The sequence below is a fragment of the Asticcacaulis sp. genome (assembly GCF_051956075.1).
In the GTDB taxonomy this organism is placed as follows: domain Bacteria; phylum Pseudomonadota; class Alphaproteobacteria; order Caulobacterales; family Caulobacteraceae; genus Asticcacaulis.
In genome coordinates this window covers 1-13,838 of the sequence record NZ_JBQCGA010000058.1, presented here as the reverse complement: position 1 = coordinate 13,838, position 13,838 = coordinate 1, and the positions used below count along the sequence as shown (strand labels likewise).

Below are 13,838 nucleotides of genomic sequence, written 5' to 3'. Positions count from 1 at the left end.
TGAATCGCGCCCCGGACAGCGCGCGGCTTTATCCGGGTCAGTTCGAGACCGGTCTGTGCCCCTTGAGCGATTTCGACCAGAACCCGATCTATCAGGACGGCTTTGCGCCGGATGAGGCCGAGATCGCCGAGCGCCGCGACCGATACTGGCGTCCCTATCACGACAAGATGCGCACCACGCTTGACGCGATCAGGGCGCGGCACGGTTACGCCCTGCTGATTGACGCCCATTCGATCCGACCGCAGATTCCCAGCCTGTTCGAGGGCCGCCTGCCCGATCTGAATTTCGGGACGGATTCGGGCCGCACCCTTCCGCCACGCCTCATGACTGCGCTCAATGACTGGCGCCAAGGCGAATCGCGCTGGTCGCACATCGTGGACGGACGCTTCCGGGGCGGCTACACGACGCGTCATTATGGCCAGCCACAGGCCAATATTTTCACGCTGCAAATCGAGATCGTGCAGGACGCCTATCTGGACTTAAAGCAACCGCGCCTGTATGACGCCGCCATCGCCCAGCCTTTGAGTCTGGCCCTGCGCGCGCTCACCGAGGCGCTGCTGCGGGCCTTGTGAAAGAGCCCTCTCATGACGACATCCCGCGGCAACATCATTGACGGCGCCGGTTACGCGGCGCAGCTTCGCGAACGGCTGAAACGCCACGTCGCCGACCTGAAGGCCGCGCACGGCCTGACGCCCTGCCTCGTCGTGGTCATCGTCGGCGAAGACCCGGCCAGTCAGGTCTATGTCAGGAGCAAGGGCGAGCAGACCCTGGCCATCGGCATGGAGTCGCGGACCATCCGCCTGCCATATACGACGTCCGAGGCCGAACTGCTCAACCTGATCGCGGACCTGAACGCCGAGCGCGCCGTCAACGGCATCCTCGTACAGTTGCCGCTGCCGAAACATATGTCGTCGCTCAAGGTGATCGACGCTATCGACCCTGACAAGGATGTCGATGGCTTCCACGTCGCCAATGCCGGACGTCTGGCCGTAGGCCTGCCTGGCATCGTGCCGTGTACGCCGCTCGGCTCGCTGATGCTGCTTCAGGACGCCATGCAGACCTATGGCGACAGTTTTGCCGGTAAGCACGCGGTCATCGTCGGGCGCTCCAATATTGTCGGTAAGCCGATGGCGCAACTGCTGCTGCAACAGGACTGCACCGTCACCATCGCCCATTCCAAGACGCGCGACCTGCCCGCCGTCTGCCGCGAGGCCGATATTCTGGTCGCCGCCGTCGGTCGTCCGAAGTTCGTGCAGGGTGATTGGGTCAAGGACGGCGCCTATGTGATCGATGTCGGCATCAACCGGATCGAGATCGACGGCCCGGAAGGCAAGAAGAACAAGCTGGTCGGCGATGTCGATTTCGACGCCGCGAAAGCGCATGCCCTGGCCATCACCCCAGTGCCGAAAGGCGTCGGTCCGATGACCATAGCCTGCCTGCTGAACAACACGCTCAAGGCCTTCTGCCTGCAAAACAATCTGCCTGTACCGGAAGGCGTCTGATGGCGGGCGGGGTCGTCATTATCGGCGCTGGCCATGCGGGTGGAGCGGCGGCGGGATTTCTGCGCCAATATGGCTTTGACGGTCCGATTGCCCTGATCGGCGCGGAAGCCTATCCGCCCTATCAGCGTCCGCCCCTGTCCAAGGCCTGGCTGAAGGGCGAGGCCGGGCTGGACGATCTTTACCTGCGCGGCGACAGCTTCTATGCCGATCAGGGCATGGTGACGCGCTTCAGTACGCAGGCCACCGCCATCGACCGCGCCAACAAGATTGTCACGCTCAGCGACGGCGAAGCCCTGCCCTATGAGCATCTGATCATCGCCACCGGTTCGCGCGCGCGGCCCTATCCGGGCGCGGAGCGCGTACCGCACCATACCTTACGCACGCTCGATGACGCCGAAGCGCTGAAGAACGCCCTGCGTCCGGGCCAGCATATCGGCCTGATCGGCGCCGGCTATGTCGGCCTTGAAGTCGCCGCCTCGGCGCGTCATCTCGGTTGCGAGGTGACGATTTTCGAGAAAGAACCGCGCATACTGGCGCGCGTCGCCTCTGCGGACCTGTCCGGTTTTTTCACCGATATGCACAGAGCGCGTGGCGCGGAGATTGTCACCGATTGTACGATCACTGAACTCAGCCTGGGCGACGGCGATAAGAAACGCGTGCATCTGAGCGATGGATCAAGGCGCGACTTCGACCTGCTGCTGGTCGGAATCGGCGGCCTCGCCAATACGGAACTGGCCGAGGCTGCGGGGCTTGACGTCGCCAATGGCGTCGTCGTTGATGACGAAGCGCGCGCCTCTGATCCGGCCATCTTCGCCATCGGCGACGTCACCTCGCGCACCCTGCCCTTTTACGAGGGCCGTTTCCGGCTGGAGAGCGTACCCAATGCGCTGGAGCAGGCCAAGCAGGCCGCCGCAGCCATTACCGGCCATAAACCGCCCGTGGTTGAGACCCCGTGGTTCTGGTCCGATCAGTACGACTTCAAGCTGCAAATCGCCGGACTATTGCAAGCCGATACGCGCGCCATCCTGCGCGGCGATCCGGCTTCGGGCGCGTTCAGCGTCTATCATCTCGATACGCAGGGCCGCCTGCGCACCGCAGAATGCGTTAATCGCCCCGCCGACTTCAGGGCCGCCAAGCTTCTGATCGCCCGTGGTCCGGCGCTGGACGAAGCTGTGATCCGCGATCCCGACGCGCCTTTAAAGCCGTTCCTGACCGCGCCGCCCGTCGCATAATTCGTATCGCAAGATACGGTCGTGCAACGCACAAATTTGAAGTGACACAGCGCCGTCATTGCGCTTAGGTGACGCAGAAGAATCCCGCGCAGGAGGCACGCCTTGTCTGAAAACCTCAAGCCCGAAAACCCCAAAGTCTATCCCGACGCAAAGACCGCCCTTGCAGGTCTGACCTTCGACACTATGACGGTGATGTCCGGCGGCTTCGGCCTCTGCGGCATTCCCGAAAACCTGATCGCGGCCCTTCGCGATTCCGGCGTCAAGGGCCTGACCGTGATCTCCAACAATGCTGGCGTCGATGGCTTCGGCCTCGGCCAGTTGCTGGAGACGCGCCAGATCAAAAAGATGATCAGTTCTTATGTCGGCGAGAACAAGGAGTTCGAGCGGCAATATCTGGCGGGCGAACTGGAGCTGGAGTTCAACCCGCAGGGCACGCTGGCCGAGCGCATCCGCGCCGGCGGCGCAGGCATTCCCGGCTTTTACACGGCTACCGGCGTCGGCACGGTCGTGGCGGAAGGCAAGGAGCTTAAAGAGTTCAACGGCAAGACCTATGTGCTGGAAACCGGCCTGATCGCCGACCTTTCTATCGTCAAGGCCTGGAAGGGCGATGCGCGCGGCAATCTCGTATTCCGCAAGACGGCGCGCAATTTCAACCCGATGATGGCGACAGCGGGCAATATCTGCGTCGCCGAGGTCGAGGAGATCGTCCCCGTCGGTTCACTCGACCCCGACCATATCCACACCCCCGGCATCTATGTCGACCGCATCGTTCAAGGGACGTTCGAGAAGCGCATCGAACAACGCACCGTGCGTTCAAGGGAGAGTGCATAATGGCCTGGACACGCGACGACTTAGCCAAGCGCGCTTCGCAGGAACTGAAGGACGGCTTCTATGTCAATCTTGGCATCGGTATTCCAACCCTGGTGGCCAACTACATCCCTGACGGCATGATGGTCACCTTCCAGTCGGAAAACGGCATGCTGGGCATGGGACCGTTCCCCTATGACGACGAGGTCGATCCCGACCTGATCAATGCGGGCAAGCAGACCGTCACCGCCCTGCCGGAGACATCGTTCTTCTCCTCGGCGGACAGCTTCGCCATGATCCGCGGCGGCCATATCGACCTGACCATCTTAGGGGCGATGGAGGTGGCCGAAAACGGCGACATCGCCAACTGGATGATCCCCGGCAAGCTGGTCAAAGGCATGGGCGGCGCGATGGACCTTGTGGCGGGCGTCAAACGCGTCGTCGTGGTCATGGAGCACGCCAACAAGCATGGCGAGTCGAAAGTGCTGAAGGCCTGTGCGCTGCCCCTGACCGGTACGCGCGTGGTCGATGTGATCATATCGACGCTCGGCGTGTTCGAAGTCAAGCCAGACGGCTCCGGTCTGATCCTGACCGAACTTGCCCCCGGCGTCACGCTCGACGAGATCGCCGCCAAAACCGAAGCCGCTTACGACGTGGCGCTGACATAAGAAAAAGGCGGCTCATCTGAGCCGCCTTTATTGTTACAAACCTTCGACCGACTGCCCCTTGCCTGGAGAAGTCGGAGTCGGCGGCGGCGCGACATTGTGCAGATTGGCGTCAACGAAGCTGATCAAGCCCGCAACCACCTCGGTCGTCGCCTGATCGAAACCCTGCGAGATCAGCGTCATATCATTCTTGCGCACCGATTCCGTTGCGGAAATATAGCGCTGCGCCAGCACTGAGCGGTCCGACAGCCGCAGAATGCGCGCGTCGACGCCGATATAGACGGTTGGGCGACCGTGGCTGTAATTGGCCTCGAAACGGCGCACGCTGATGTCGAGTCGGTAATCCGCCGCCGTCGGGCCGCGCGGCACCAGCATCACTGTATCATCGGAGCGCGCAAAGCCTTCCGACACCGCCGCCGTGAACAGGGATTGCGCCGACGACGCCCAGCGCGCCTGCGCGACATAGGACACTTCGTTATTCTCGGTGGTCATAACCTGATCGCCAGAACTGGCGGGCGGGAAGCTGATCACACCCAGCATCAGCGGCGTCGGACCATTTGCCGCTACGGATGATGCGGAGTCGCTATCCTTCTTGTCCAGCAGGTCGGGATGATAGCCGAAGCGATAAAGCTGCACCGGCTTGACCTTGGGCAGCACATTGACGCAGCCCGTCAAACCTACGGCCAGCCCCGCCGCCATGATGGCGAATAAGCGCGCGTATTTCATTGGCTGACCTTTCTTTCCTTGGCTTCTGGACGGGCGATCAGGCCGCGCGGGCTCGACTGCACCGAATCGACCAGAGTCTTGACCGAACTGGCGGCCTCGTTGAGGTTTTGCAGGCTCTCCTCCAGCGCAGGCAGTGTGCTGTTATTGACCTGATCGACCGGTTTCTGAATCTCAGCCGCCGTGCGGCTGACCTGATCGGCGGCGGCCGCCAGTTTCTGCGTCGCCATATTGATCTGGTCCATGGTGGCGGGCAGTTTTTCGCTCATCACGCCATTGGTTGAATGCGCCAGTTGTGTGACCGCGTCGGCGGCCTGCCCGGCGCTGACGATCGCCTCGTGCGCGTCGTCGAGCAGTTGCTGACGGTGTTTGAGATCGTCGGTCACAGCCTCGATATTGTTCATCGTATTGGTGAAGGAGCGGATGTTTTCGTCGCTGAGCAGCCTATTGACGCGATCAAGGCTCTCATAGGTCTTCTCGACCACCGAACCGGAGCCGGACAGCAGCTTCTGCAGCGGGCTTTCGACCGAGTGGATCACCGGAACCGGCTCGCCAAGCTTGCGGCGCAGCAGCGGCGCCTTCACCGTGCCGGGCGAAATCTGCATGTAGAGCAGGCCGGTAATGCCCTGCGGCATCAGGGTGGCGACCGAGTCGGCGCGCACCGGCGTGCCCTCATCAAGCTGGACGCGGGCGAACACCTGGTGCGTGCCAGGCTTGCCGAGGCGCAAGGACGTCACCTCGCCGACCTTGATGCCGTTGAAATGCACCTCGGCGCCCTTGTTCAGCCAATCCACCGGTTGATTGAATTCGACGTCATAGACGCCGTAATCCTTATTGAAATCGAACTTGATGAACCAGAAGGCGAACCCCAGCAGGATGGCCGCCAGCACAAGAGTGACCAGTCCGACCGCAGCATAATGGGCCTGACGTTCCATAATCTATCCCTACCCTTCCACACGGTGGCCCAGACGACTTCTGGGACCGTGAAAATATTCGTGGATCCACGGATGGTCCGACTTTTCGAGGTTTTCGACCGTATCCTTGGCGGCGACATGCTTGTCGGCCAGCACCGCGATCTCGTCGCAGACCGTGTAAAGGCTGTCGAGATCGTGGGTGATCATGAAGACGGTCAGATCGAGGCTGTCGGCCAGATCCTTGATAAGCTGATCGAAGGCGGCGGCGCCGATCGGGTCCAGACCCGCCGTCGGCTCGTCGAGAAACAGAAGCTCGGCGTCCAGCGCCAGAGCCCGCGCCAGGGCCGTGCGCTTGACCATGCCGCCGGACAGCTCCGACGGCGCCAGTTCCGCCGCGCGCAGCGGCAGGCCGACCAGGGCCAGTTTCAGCAGCGCTATTTCGTGCGCCTCTTTCGGGCTGAGATGCGTGAACTCCAGGATCGGCGCCATGATGTTCTCGGCCACGCTCAGGGTCGAGAACAGGGCGCCGCCCTGAAACAGCACGCCGGTCTTGGCGCGGATGGTCTGCGCCTCCGCCTCGCTGGCGTCGTTGAGGCTCTTGCCGAAGATGCGGATCTTGCCCGCCACCGGCCTTTGCAGGCCGAGGATCGAGTTGAGCAACACCGTCTTGCCTGCGCCGGAGCCGCCGACAATGCCCAGCACCTCGCCGCGCTTGACCGTCAGGCTGAGATCGTCATGCACGACGTGCGCCCCGAAACGGTTGGTCAAGCCCTCGATAACGATGGCGTCCGCCATCTTGTCGGTTTCATGATCCGTCACCTGTGTCATCCGAAATCGAACCCGTTGAACAGAATGGCGAACATGGCGTCCAGCATGAAGACGAGAAAGATCGACTGCACAACGGCGGTCGTCACCTGACGGCCCAGGCTCAACACATCGTCCTTGACGTTCAGGCCCTGCCAGCAGCCGACGATCGCGATAGTGGCGGCGAAAAACGGCGGACGCACGATACCGACGAAGAAATCCACGAACGGCACATAATCATGCAACCGCTGCACGAAGGTCGCAGGCCCCGCGCCAAGACTGGACCAGATGGCCAGCATGCCGCCGAACATCGAAGCCAGCGCCGCGATCATGGTGATGAAGGGCGACATAATCACCAGACCCAGGATGCGCGGCACGACCAGCGCGCCGTAAGGCTCGATGCCCATGACGCGCATAGCGTCGATCTCCTGATTCATCTTCATCGATCCGACTTCGGCGGCGAAGGCCGAGGCCGAGCGTCCGGCCAGAAGAATGGCGGTGATCAGCGGCGCGAATTCGCGCAAGGAGAACACCGCCACCATATCGATAGCGAAGATGCCGCCGCCGTACTGCTGCAATTGCAGTACGCCGATAAAGCCGATGACCGCGCCGATGAACAGGCTTGTCAAGGTGACGATGGGTATCGCGTCGATGCCTGCACGCTGCATGATATTGATCACAGCGGCCCAGCGGATTCTGCCCGGCTTGAAGAAGCTGCTCAGCCCCACGGTGACGACGTGGCCGAGAAACGCCGTCTGCGCCATGAAGCCGCGCCCGAACCGCGCCACCCAGCCGCCGGTCCACACCAGCAGGGCGTAAAATGGCGTCCACCACGGACGATGCGTGGTCGGTTTGTCCTTATCCCACGTCACCAGATCCGGCGCGCGCTCGCCAACCAGATCGAAAAGGCGCCTGAACTTGCTGTCATCCGCAAAAGCCACGCCATCAAGCCGACCGTCCAGCGCCAGATGCAGGGCCAGCGCGCCTGCGCTGTCCAGCGCCTCCAGATTTTCGGCGTCGATCCGCACCTTGTCGTGCTTGCGCACGGCCGCGCGCAATCGGTCCGGCACGCCGCCAAGCCGGGCGATCACCCAACGCCCTTTCAGGCGCAGAACCGCGCTGTCCGAATCCGATGACGCATCATCCACCGCGAACTCGGCTCTTGGGGTCTTCGAGATACTCAGCATGTGCGCTGTTTTGCCTGCCTTGCTTCGGTATTATGCCGCAGCATAGATCGGGCTAATTGATAAAATGGCAATAGCGAACGCAAAAAAAGCGTACCGGAGTGTTCACTTTTTCCGGCGCAATATGTCATTCTTCCGCTAAGGGCTTGCGGATGCGATAGATTCCGCGAACCTCTTCCGGCTCCGTCGCACGTCCCTTACGCAACATTTCCAGCCGTCCCTGCCGCGTCATGCCGACGATGACGGCGCGGATTTTCGGCAGTTCACGCCGCCAGCCTTCGGGGTTCAAAAGCTTGGCGACGTCATTCGGGCTTATGGACTCGCCCTCTCGCACCTGCGATAAGAGCGCCGCGATCGTTTCCTCGATCAACTGAGACATGTGATTTTCCTGGAGCGCAAGATGACAGAACGCCAGATCGAAACCCTGACCGAAGGCGAATTCGCCGGCTGGTCGCGTGAGGTCAACCGCGAAGGTTTCAACGGTCTGGTCGGGGCCTATTACTATCAGGCCGACGACATCGCCAACATGAAAGTCGCCTTCAAGGCTGGAAAAGAGCATCTGAACGGCGGCGGCACCGTACATGGCGGCTGCCTTCTGACCCTGGCCGACACCTCGATGTTTATCTTCTCGCTGCCGCACCTGAACGACGGCGGCGCGGTGACGGTGCAACTCGACGCGCAATTCCTGTCGCCGGGCCATGAGGGCGACATTATCGTCGCCACCGGCGAGGTGACGCGCGCAGGCAAGACCCTGATCTATGTGCGCGGCCAGTTGACCTGCGGTGAGCGGCTGATCCTCAGCTATTCCGGCGTCATGGCGCGCAAGGCCGCCCGCCCCAGCGGGGACGGCTAAAGCGCCTTCATGTAGGTCACGAAGTCGTTTTTCTCCGCTACGCGATCATAGAGGGCGCGCGCTGCGATATTATCCTCCTGCGTTACCCAGTAGAGGCGCTCGCAACCGCGCGAGCGCGCCGCATCGGCGACCGCTTCGATCAAGGCGCGCCCCGCCCCTTTGCCGCGCGCCGCCTCGCTGACGAACAAATCTTCAAGATAACAATAGCCGATGCGCGCCCAGCTCGACGGATGAAACACACAAAGCGCGAAACCAACCGCATCGTCATCGGCCAAAGCCAGCCGCAGTTCCATGCCTGACGCCGGATCGAGGCAGCGCGCAAAGGTCGCATCCGTCACCTCATCCGGCAGAGGCTGACGGTAAAAGTCCAGATAGGTCCGCCACAGGGGCAGCCATTCCGTCTTGTCCGCCGCTTTAGCTGCGACAATCTGCATCAGCCCAATCCTCCGCCTGCGACCCGCCGTCGCATCCCGCCACGGTTAGCGCGCGCCTAGACTGTTCGCAATCGCAAAAGCATGGAAGCCGAAAAGGAACACATCATGCGCAGTTGGCAGGATCAGGACGTGATGGCCTTTCTCGGTCGCGAAGCGCCGCGCTACACCAGCTATCCGTCGGCGCACCATTTCGGGCCGCTCGACGCCGCAACCTACGCCGCCTGGTTAAGCCATGCGCCACGCGATCAGTCCCTGGCCCTCTATCTGCATATTCCGTTTTGCCAGCAGCTTTGTCATTTCTGCGGCTGCAATACGCGCGCGACGCGACGGTATGAGCCGGTCGCCGATTACGTGGACGCCCTGTGCAGGGAAATCCAGATGACGCGCATGACGCTGGGTTTTACGCCGCGCGTCCACGCCATCCATTTCGGCGGCGGCTCGCCCTCCATGCTGGAGCCCGCCGATATGGGCCGCGTCTTCGATGCGATTGACGCGGCTTTCGATATCTTGCCGGACGCGGAAATCTCCATCGAACTCGATCCGCGCCACGTCACCGAACGCAAGGTCGCCGCCTATAAGGCGTTCGGCGTCAACCGCGTCAGCCTCGGCGTTCAGGACACCGATCCCGGCGTGCAGGTCGCCATAGGCCGCGTACAACCGCTGGAGCAGATTGAGGCCGCGATCCGCCTGCTGCGCGAACACGATCTCGGCGCAATCGGCGTCGATCTCGTCTATGGCCTGCCGCTGCAAACCCCGGACAGCCTGGCGCGGACCCTGACCGACATCATCGCGCTCGCGCCATCGCGCATCGCCGCCTTCTCCTACGCGCATGTGCCGTGGGTGAAGAAACATCAGAACCTGATCGACACGGACGCCCTGCCCGACACGCCCGCCAAGGCCGCCATGTTCCTGCAGATCAGCGAAGCCCTGACGGCGCACGGCTACGAAGCCATCGGCATCGACCATTTCGCCCGGCCCGAAGACGAACTGACCCGCTGTTTCCACGCCGGAACGATGCGCCGCAACTTCATGGGCTATTCCACCCTGCCCAACGATCTGCTGATCGGTCTGGGCGCCTCGTCCCTGGGCGAACTGCCGGGCGGCATTGCACAGAACATTCCGCAATCGACAAGTTACGCCAACCGCATCCGCGCCGGAGAACTGGCGACCGTGCGCGGCTGGCGCTACCGCGACGATGACAAGGCGCGCAAGGCGGTGATCAGCGCGCTGATGTGCTATTTCAAGGCTGATATCGGCGACATCCTTGTGCGATACGGCTTTGAGCCGGACCATCTCGATGTCGAGATCGCCGCGCTCAAACCGTTTATCGAAGCCGGGCTGGTCAGCGTGGACAAGCGCGTCGTCGTCTTTTACTCGCCATTGAAAATGCTGGTGCGCCCGGTGGCGGCCTGCTTCGACGCCTATATGTGCGAAGACGGCGAAAACCGCTATTCGCGCGTCGCCTGACCGCCCATAAAAAAGCCTCCATCGCGCATGCGAATGGAGGCTTTTCCGCCCTCTCACAAGGCGTTGTCAATCTCTGCAATAGCCCTCATTGGCGTCAACGACCAGGCAATCCGATTTGTCGGCCAGCCATTTCATCCCGGTGGCCGCGCCGTCGCCCGGGTGGATGATCAGAGCCTTGCCGTCGCGGTTGAAATGCAGGCCGTCCGTGCGCAGATCACCGGTAAAATCGCGCGGCCCGTCCAGATCGCGAATCTCAATCGCGTAGCGGTCACCCGACGGCGTAATGGTCAAGCTCGTCCCTTCCGGGCCGCGCCACTGGCCGACATAGTCGCCGACCGTCGCGGCCACATTCAGGCTACCTGACAGTCCTGACGCATCTTCAGACGCCATAAGTGACGACGCCTCCGCCGCCGTCATCGACGGCGCGGCGCTCTCCGCTGAACCACCGCCCTGGTCCGCCGCGGGCGAACACGCGGCCAAGGTCAGCACCATCATACCTGCTAGCGGCAGGATTTTCATACACATCTCCATGGCGACGACCGCCTGATCACAGGCTTACGCCTTTCATCGCTACAGAACCATGCCGGTTCTATGGCGAAGATATAAAATCACAGTTAGACTTCAGGTTTTCAGCGTTTTATCCATCTTAAAGCTTATGCCCAGCCTCCGCCAGATCGACTTCGACTCGCCCGACTACACCACCGCTGTCGCTTTACGCCGCGCCGTGCTGCGCGCCCCGCTGGGGCTGAATTTTACGTCGGAACAGCTTGCAGCGGAGCATGGTGACCTGCATCTGGGAGCCTTTGATAAGGACGCGCTGATCGGCGCCGTTATCCTGACCACCTATGGCGACGGCGTCTTCAAGCTCAGACAGATGGCGGTCAGTGACGGTGCGCGCGGCAAGGGCGTCGGCGCCGCTCTGCTCCTTTTCGCCGAAACCGAGGCCCGGCGTCGCGGCGGCGTCCGCATCGTGCTGGAAGCCCGCCTGACAGCGCAGGCTTTTTACGCCCGCTACGGCTATGAACCCAAAGGCGAAGTCTTCACCCAGGTCACCCTGCCGCATATCCTGATGACAAAAGCGATATAGGCTTGCCAGCCGCCGGAAATGCCAGTATCAGACCCGCTCTCATCTGCAACCGCAGCGCCCCTGTGGTGGAATTGGTAGACGCGCTCGACTCAAAATCGAGTACCGCAAGGTGTGTCGGTTCGAGTCCGACCGGGGGCACCAAAACTTCAAAAAATCACGAAAACTCCATACAATACAGTCCCTTAAACGCTCATTCAGCGAGCGTACCTGCGCATTGTGCCATCAGTTTGTGCCATTTTCCGCCTTCGAAATGGCCGTTTTCAATAATGAAAACAGATGGCTGCGTTGAAACTATCTGTGCCATCACTTTGTGCCATCACGGGGAACCCAATCCTCGTGTCCATGCTCCTCAAAAGGGTGGTCAACGATCATCGAAAAGACGGGGGGCAAAGGGTCGTCAGTCATCTGATTCAGCGTCGAAAGGGATGGTTGGCGCGCGTTCTCTTCGTGGACGACGAGGCTTTATCGTCCGAGGCAGAACGATCTATGTGAAATGGTCCATACCCAGACCACTACAAGCCATCGTGGGAAAGACGCACTTCGTCAGATCGTTGAGGACTGGACGATGGGAAGAAGCTGTCCGGCAAGCCCGCGTAGTGGGTGTCGAGTTTGAACAATGGCTGAGACAGGCTGAGGGACGTCCTCCCCAACCCATCGTCATCAACCCTGCAACACAAGCATTAGCGCAGGATAAGGGTAAGACCTTCGAAGAGGTGTTCACGCTCTTCATCAATGATCCAGCAAAGAAACGGACTCCCAAGACCGTCGGCAGATATCATGAAATGGTCAGCGTCCTTTTCGACATCGTAGGCAAGGACACGGCCGTGAAGGACATCGACCGGGAGACGTGCCGAAAGCTTCTGGACACGCTGCGCTGGCTGCCTGCCAACGCCCGGAAGAGGTATCCGAAGCTGTCAGCAAAAGCCGCTGCAAAGATGGCCAAGTCCGAAGGCACACCAGACCTACTCGGCCCCGTGTCCGTGAATGGCTACATGATAGTGATGTCAACCATCATGACCTATGCCGTTGACGAAGGGCTGATTGATCGCAACCATACCCGTGGTTTGCGCGTCAATGATCCCGTCAAAAAACGCGATAAGCGTCATCCCTACACAGTTGCACATCTGAATGCGATCTTCCGGGGAAAGGTTCATCAGGATACATCGATGGCCAATAGAATGACCGCAAAGTGGTTCGTGCCGCTGATTGCGCTGTTCACCGGGATGAGGCTCAACGAGATTTGCTCTCTGGAACCGCAGGACATCGTTGAGGTAGATGGCGTTCCCTGCTTCTCCGTCAGTGATGGCGCTGATAAGCACTTGAAAACAGAAGCCAGCCGAAGGTTGATCCCCATTCACCAAGCCCTTTTGAGGATGGGCCTGCTTAGGGTGGTCAACATCCGACAAAGAGACGGTTCAAAAAAGCTGTTCCCGGAACTGGCCCGGTCCAAGAACGGGCATTACTCAGTCGAGTTCTCGAAGTGGTATGGCCGTTACAGTCGCCCGCTGATCAACGAACGAAGCAATTATAGGCTTTTTGTCTTTCACTCCTACCGCCATTGCTTCCGCGATGCCCTGCGCGACGCAAAAATCGATGAGCAGCTTGCCGTGGCTCTTGGGGGCTGGGCTTCTGCCAGTAAACATGAGGTGCATCAGCATTACGGACGTGGACATAACGCACGACATTTGAAGGAAGCCATCGACCTGATTTCATATCACAGCCTGAACTTAGATCATCTGATGATGTAGCGTGCTGTTGGATGCTGTTCCTTCCCATTCACGACCCTTTGCCCCCCGTCTTTTCGATGATCGTTGACCACCCTTTTGAGGAGCATGGACACGAGGATTGGGTTCCCCGTGATGGCACAAAGTGATGGCACAGATAGTTTCAACGCAACCATCTGTTTTCATTATTGAAAACGGCCATTTCGAAGGCGGAAAATGGCACAAACTGATGGCGCAGTGCACAGGGACGCTCGCTGAATGAGCGTTTAAGGGACTGTATTGTATGGAGTTTTCGTGATTTTTTGAAGTTTTGGTGCCCCCGGTCGGAGGGGATGGCTCTGTTTCGCTGATGGCCAGTTCGAGTCCTTCATAGCTCGTTTCAGCACGACTGATATTATTGGCCTTTTCCCGGCCGATGGCGAAGTTCATTTCGAGTCCCCCG

17 protein-coding genes and 1 tRNA gene are annotated in these 13,838 nt (G+C 60.6%); 10 read left to right on the top strand and 8 right to left on the bottom strand.

All coding sequences use genetic code 11. The features are described 5' to 3' along the window. The 5 genes from ACTHLA_RS15170 to ACTHLA_RS15150 all read left to right on the top strand — a co-directional run. A partial coding sequence (locus tag ACTHLA_RS15170; RefSeq protein WP_440191181.1) for an N-formylglutamate amidohydrolase occupies positions 1 to 572 on the top strand: 572 nt, incomplete at its 5' end. Between the two features lie 12 nt (positions 573 to 584). Further along, positions 585 to 1,502 (top strand): bifunctional 5,10-methylenetetrahydrofolate dehydrogenase/5,10-methenyltetrahydrofolate cyclohydrolase, encoded by a 918-nt coding sequence (locus ACTHLA_RS15165; protein ID WP_440191178.1) that lies wholly within the window; start codon positions 585 to 587, stop codon positions 1,500 to 1,502. Next, positions 1,502 to 2,734 (top strand): NAD(P)/FAD-dependent oxidoreductase, encoded by a 1,233-nt coding sequence (locus ACTHLA_RS15160; RefSeq protein WP_440191175.1) that lies wholly within the window; start codon positions 1,502 to 1,504, stop codon positions 2,732 to 2,734. The genes ACTHLA_RS15165 and ACTHLA_RS15160 overlap by 1 nt, the downstream gene beginning before the upstream one ends. A 102-nt stretch (positions 2,735 to 2,836) precedes the next feature. Further along, positions 2,837 to 3,565 (top strand): CoA transferase subunit A, encoded by a 729-nt coding sequence (locus ACTHLA_RS15155; protein ID WP_440191172.1) that lies wholly within the window; start codon positions 2,837 to 2,839, stop codon positions 3,563 to 3,565. Further along, the gene (locus ACTHLA_RS15150; protein ID WP_440191169.1) at positions 3,565 to 4,209 is read left to right on the top strand and encodes a 3-oxoacid CoA-transferase subunit B; all 645 of its coding nucleotides are present in this window, start codon (positions 3,565 to 3,567) and stop codon (positions 4,207 to 4,209) included. The genes ACTHLA_RS15155 and ACTHLA_RS15150 overlap by 1 nt, the downstream gene beginning before the upstream one ends. Positions 4,210 to 4,242: 33 nt before the next feature. Here the strand turns inward: ACTHLA_RS15150 and ACTHLA_RS15145 are convergent, their stop codons facing one another. From ACTHLA_RS15145 to ACTHLA_RS15125, 5 genes are all read right to left on the bottom strand, one after another. Beyond that, a complete protein-coding gene (locus ACTHLA_RS15145; protein ID WP_440191166.1) occupies positions 4,243 to 4,932 on the bottom strand; it encodes an ABC-type transport auxiliary lipoprotein family protein in 690 nt (229 codons plus the stop codon). Next, on the bottom strand, positions 4,929 to 5,864 hold the full coding sequence (locus ACTHLA_RS15140; RefSeq protein WP_440191163.1) for an MlaD family protein: 936 nt from the start codon (positions 5,862 to 5,864) through the stop codon (positions 4,929 to 4,931). Before ACTHLA_RS15140 ends, ACTHLA_RS15145 begins: the two co-directional genes overlap by 4 nt. Before the next feature lie 9 nt (positions 5,865 to 5,873). Then, positions 5,874 to 6,671 carry an ABC transporter ATP-binding protein gene (locus tag ACTHLA_RS15135; protein WP_440191160.1) on the bottom strand — a complete coding sequence of 266 codons (798 nt, stop codon included), beginning with the start codon at positions 6,669 to 6,671 and terminating at the stop codon, positions 5,874 to 5,876. Further along, positions 6,668 to 7,834, bottom strand: coding sequence for an MlaE family ABC transporter permease (locus tag ACTHLA_RS15130; RefSeq protein WP_440191157.1), 1,167 nt, complete (start codon positions 7,832 to 7,834; stop codon positions 6,668 to 6,670). The genes ACTHLA_RS15135 and ACTHLA_RS15130 overlap by 4 nt, the downstream gene beginning before the upstream one ends. A gap of 124 nt (positions 7,835 to 7,958) precedes the next feature. After that, the gene (locus ACTHLA_RS15125; protein WP_440191154.1) at positions 7,959 to 8,210 is read right to left on the bottom strand and encodes a DUF3253 domain-containing protein; all 252 of its coding nucleotides are present in this window, start codon (positions 8,208 to 8,210) and stop codon (positions 7,959 to 7,961) included. Positions 8,211 to 8,231: 21 nt separating this feature from the next. Between ACTHLA_RS15125 and ACTHLA_RS15120 the strand changes: the two genes are divergently transcribed. Continuing rightward, positions 8,232 to 8,684 (top strand): PaaI family thioesterase, encoded by a 453-nt coding sequence (locus ACTHLA_RS15120; protein WP_440191151.1) that lies wholly within the window; start codon positions 8,232 to 8,234, stop codon positions 8,682 to 8,684. Here the strand turns inward: ACTHLA_RS15120 and ACTHLA_RS15115 are convergent. Next, positions 8,681 to 9,118 (bottom strand): GNAT family N-acetyltransferase, encoded by a 438-nt coding sequence (locus ACTHLA_RS15115; RefSeq protein ID WP_440191148.1) that lies wholly within the window; start codon positions 9,116 to 9,118, stop codon positions 8,681 to 8,683. The genes ACTHLA_RS15120 and ACTHLA_RS15115 overlap by 4 nt on opposite strands. Before the next feature lie 105 nt (positions 9,119 to 9,223). On the opposite strand from ACTHLA_RS15115, the gene hemN reads away from it, so the two are divergent. Next, positions 9,224 to 10,585 carry an oxygen-independent coproporphyrinogen III oxidase gene (hemN, locus tag ACTHLA_RS15110; RefSeq protein ID WP_440191145.1) on the top strand — a complete coding sequence of 454 codons (1,362 nt, stop codon included), beginning with the start codon at positions 9,224 to 9,226 and terminating at the stop codon, positions 10,583 to 10,585. 66 nt (positions 10,586 to 10,651) lie between these two features. Here hemN and ACTHLA_RS15105 read toward each other — a convergent pair whose 3' ends face one another. Then, entirely contained in the window at positions 10,652 to 11,104 is a 453-nt protein-coding gene (locus ACTHLA_RS15105; protein ID WP_440191142.1) for a hypothetical protein, read from the bottom strand. Between the two features lie 136 nt (positions 11,105 to 11,240). Here ACTHLA_RS15105 and ACTHLA_RS15100 point away from each other — a divergent pair, with 136 nt between their 5' ends. From ACTHLA_RS15100 to ACTHLA_RS15090, 3 genes are all read left to right on the top strand, one after another. Further along, positions 11,241 to 11,672 (top strand): GNAT family N-acetyltransferase, encoded by a 432-nt coding sequence (locus tag ACTHLA_RS15100; RefSeq protein ID WP_440191139.1) that lies wholly within the window; start codon positions 11,241 to 11,243, stop codon positions 11,670 to 11,672. A gap of 56 nt (positions 11,673 to 11,728) precedes the next feature. Further along, positions 11,729 to 11,813 (top strand) — tRNA-Leu (locus tag ACTHLA_RS15095). Positions 11,814 to 11,938: 125 nt separating this feature from the next. After that, complete coding sequence (locus ACTHLA_RS15090; RefSeq protein ID WP_440191136.1) at positions 11,939 to 13,420, top strand: DUF6538 domain-containing protein; 1,482 nt, start codon at positions 11,939 to 11,941, stop codon at positions 13,418 to 13,420. On the opposite strand, the gene ACTHLA_RS15085 is transcribed toward ACTHLA_RS15090, so the two are convergent. Continuing rightward, positions 13,400 to 13,838 (bottom strand): hypothetical protein (locus ACTHLA_RS15085; RefSeq protein WP_440191133.1); only part of this gene is annotated, 439 nt, incomplete at its 5' end. The two genes, ACTHLA_RS15090 and ACTHLA_RS15085, sit on opposite strands and share 21 nt — an antisense overlap.

Bases quoted from the DNA above. Each gene is read 5' to 3' on its own strand.
- ACTHLA_RS15090 (WP_440191136.1), top strand. From the start codon at position 11,939: ATGAAAACAGATGGCTGCGTTGAAACTATCTGTGCCATCACTTTGTGC.
- ACTHLA_RS15120 (WP_440191151.1), top strand. From the start codon at position 8,232: ATGACAGAACGCCAGATCGAAACCCTGACCGAAGGCGAATTCGCCGGC.
- ACTHLA_RS15135 (WP_440191160.1), bottom strand. From the start codon at position 6,671: ATGACACAGGTGACGGATCATGAAACCGACAAGATGGCGGACGCCATC.
- ACTHLA_RS15140 (WP_440191163.1), bottom strand. From the start codon at position 5,864: ATGGAACGTCAGGCCCATTATGCTGCGGTCGGACTGGTCACTCTTGTG.
- ACTHLA_RS15130 (WP_440191157.1), bottom strand. From the start codon at position 7,834: ATGCTGAGTATCTCGAAGACCCCAAGAGCCGAGTTCGCGGTGGATGAT.
- ACTHLA_RS15100 (WP_440191139.1), top strand. From the start codon at position 11,241: ATGCCCAGCCTCCGCCAGATCGACTTCGACTCGCCCGACTACACCACC.
- ACTHLA_RS15150 (WP_440191169.1), top strand. From the start codon at position 3,565: ATGGCCTGGACACGCGACGACTTAGCCAAGCGCGCTTCGCAGGAACTG.
- ACTHLA_RS15165 (WP_440191178.1), top strand. From the start codon at position 585: ATGACGACATCCCGCGGCAACATCATTGACGGCGCCGGTTACGCGGCG.
- ACTHLA_RS15115 (WP_440191148.1), bottom strand. From the start codon at position 9,118: ATGCAGATTGTCGCAGCTAAAGCGGCGGACAAGACGGAATGGCTGCCC.
- hemN (WP_440191145.1), top strand. From the start codon at position 9,224: ATGCGCAGTTGGCAGGATCAGGACGTGATGGCCTTTCTCGGTCGCGAA.
- ACTHLA_RS15160 (WP_440191175.1), top strand. From the start codon at position 1,502: ATGGCGGGCGGGGTCGTCATTATCGGCGCTGGCCATGCGGGTGGAGCG.
- ACTHLA_RS15125 (WP_440191154.1), bottom strand. From the start codon at position 8,210: ATGTCTCAGTTGATCGAGGAAACGATCGCGGCGCTCTTATCGCAGGTG.
- ACTHLA_RS15145 (WP_440191166.1), bottom strand. From the start codon at position 4,932: ATGAAATACGCGCGCTTATTCGCCATCATGGCGGCGGGGCTGGCCGTA.
- ACTHLA_RS15105 (WP_440191142.1), bottom strand. From the start codon at position 11,104: ATGAAAATCCTGCCGCTAGCAGGTATGATGGTGCTGACCTTGGCCGCG.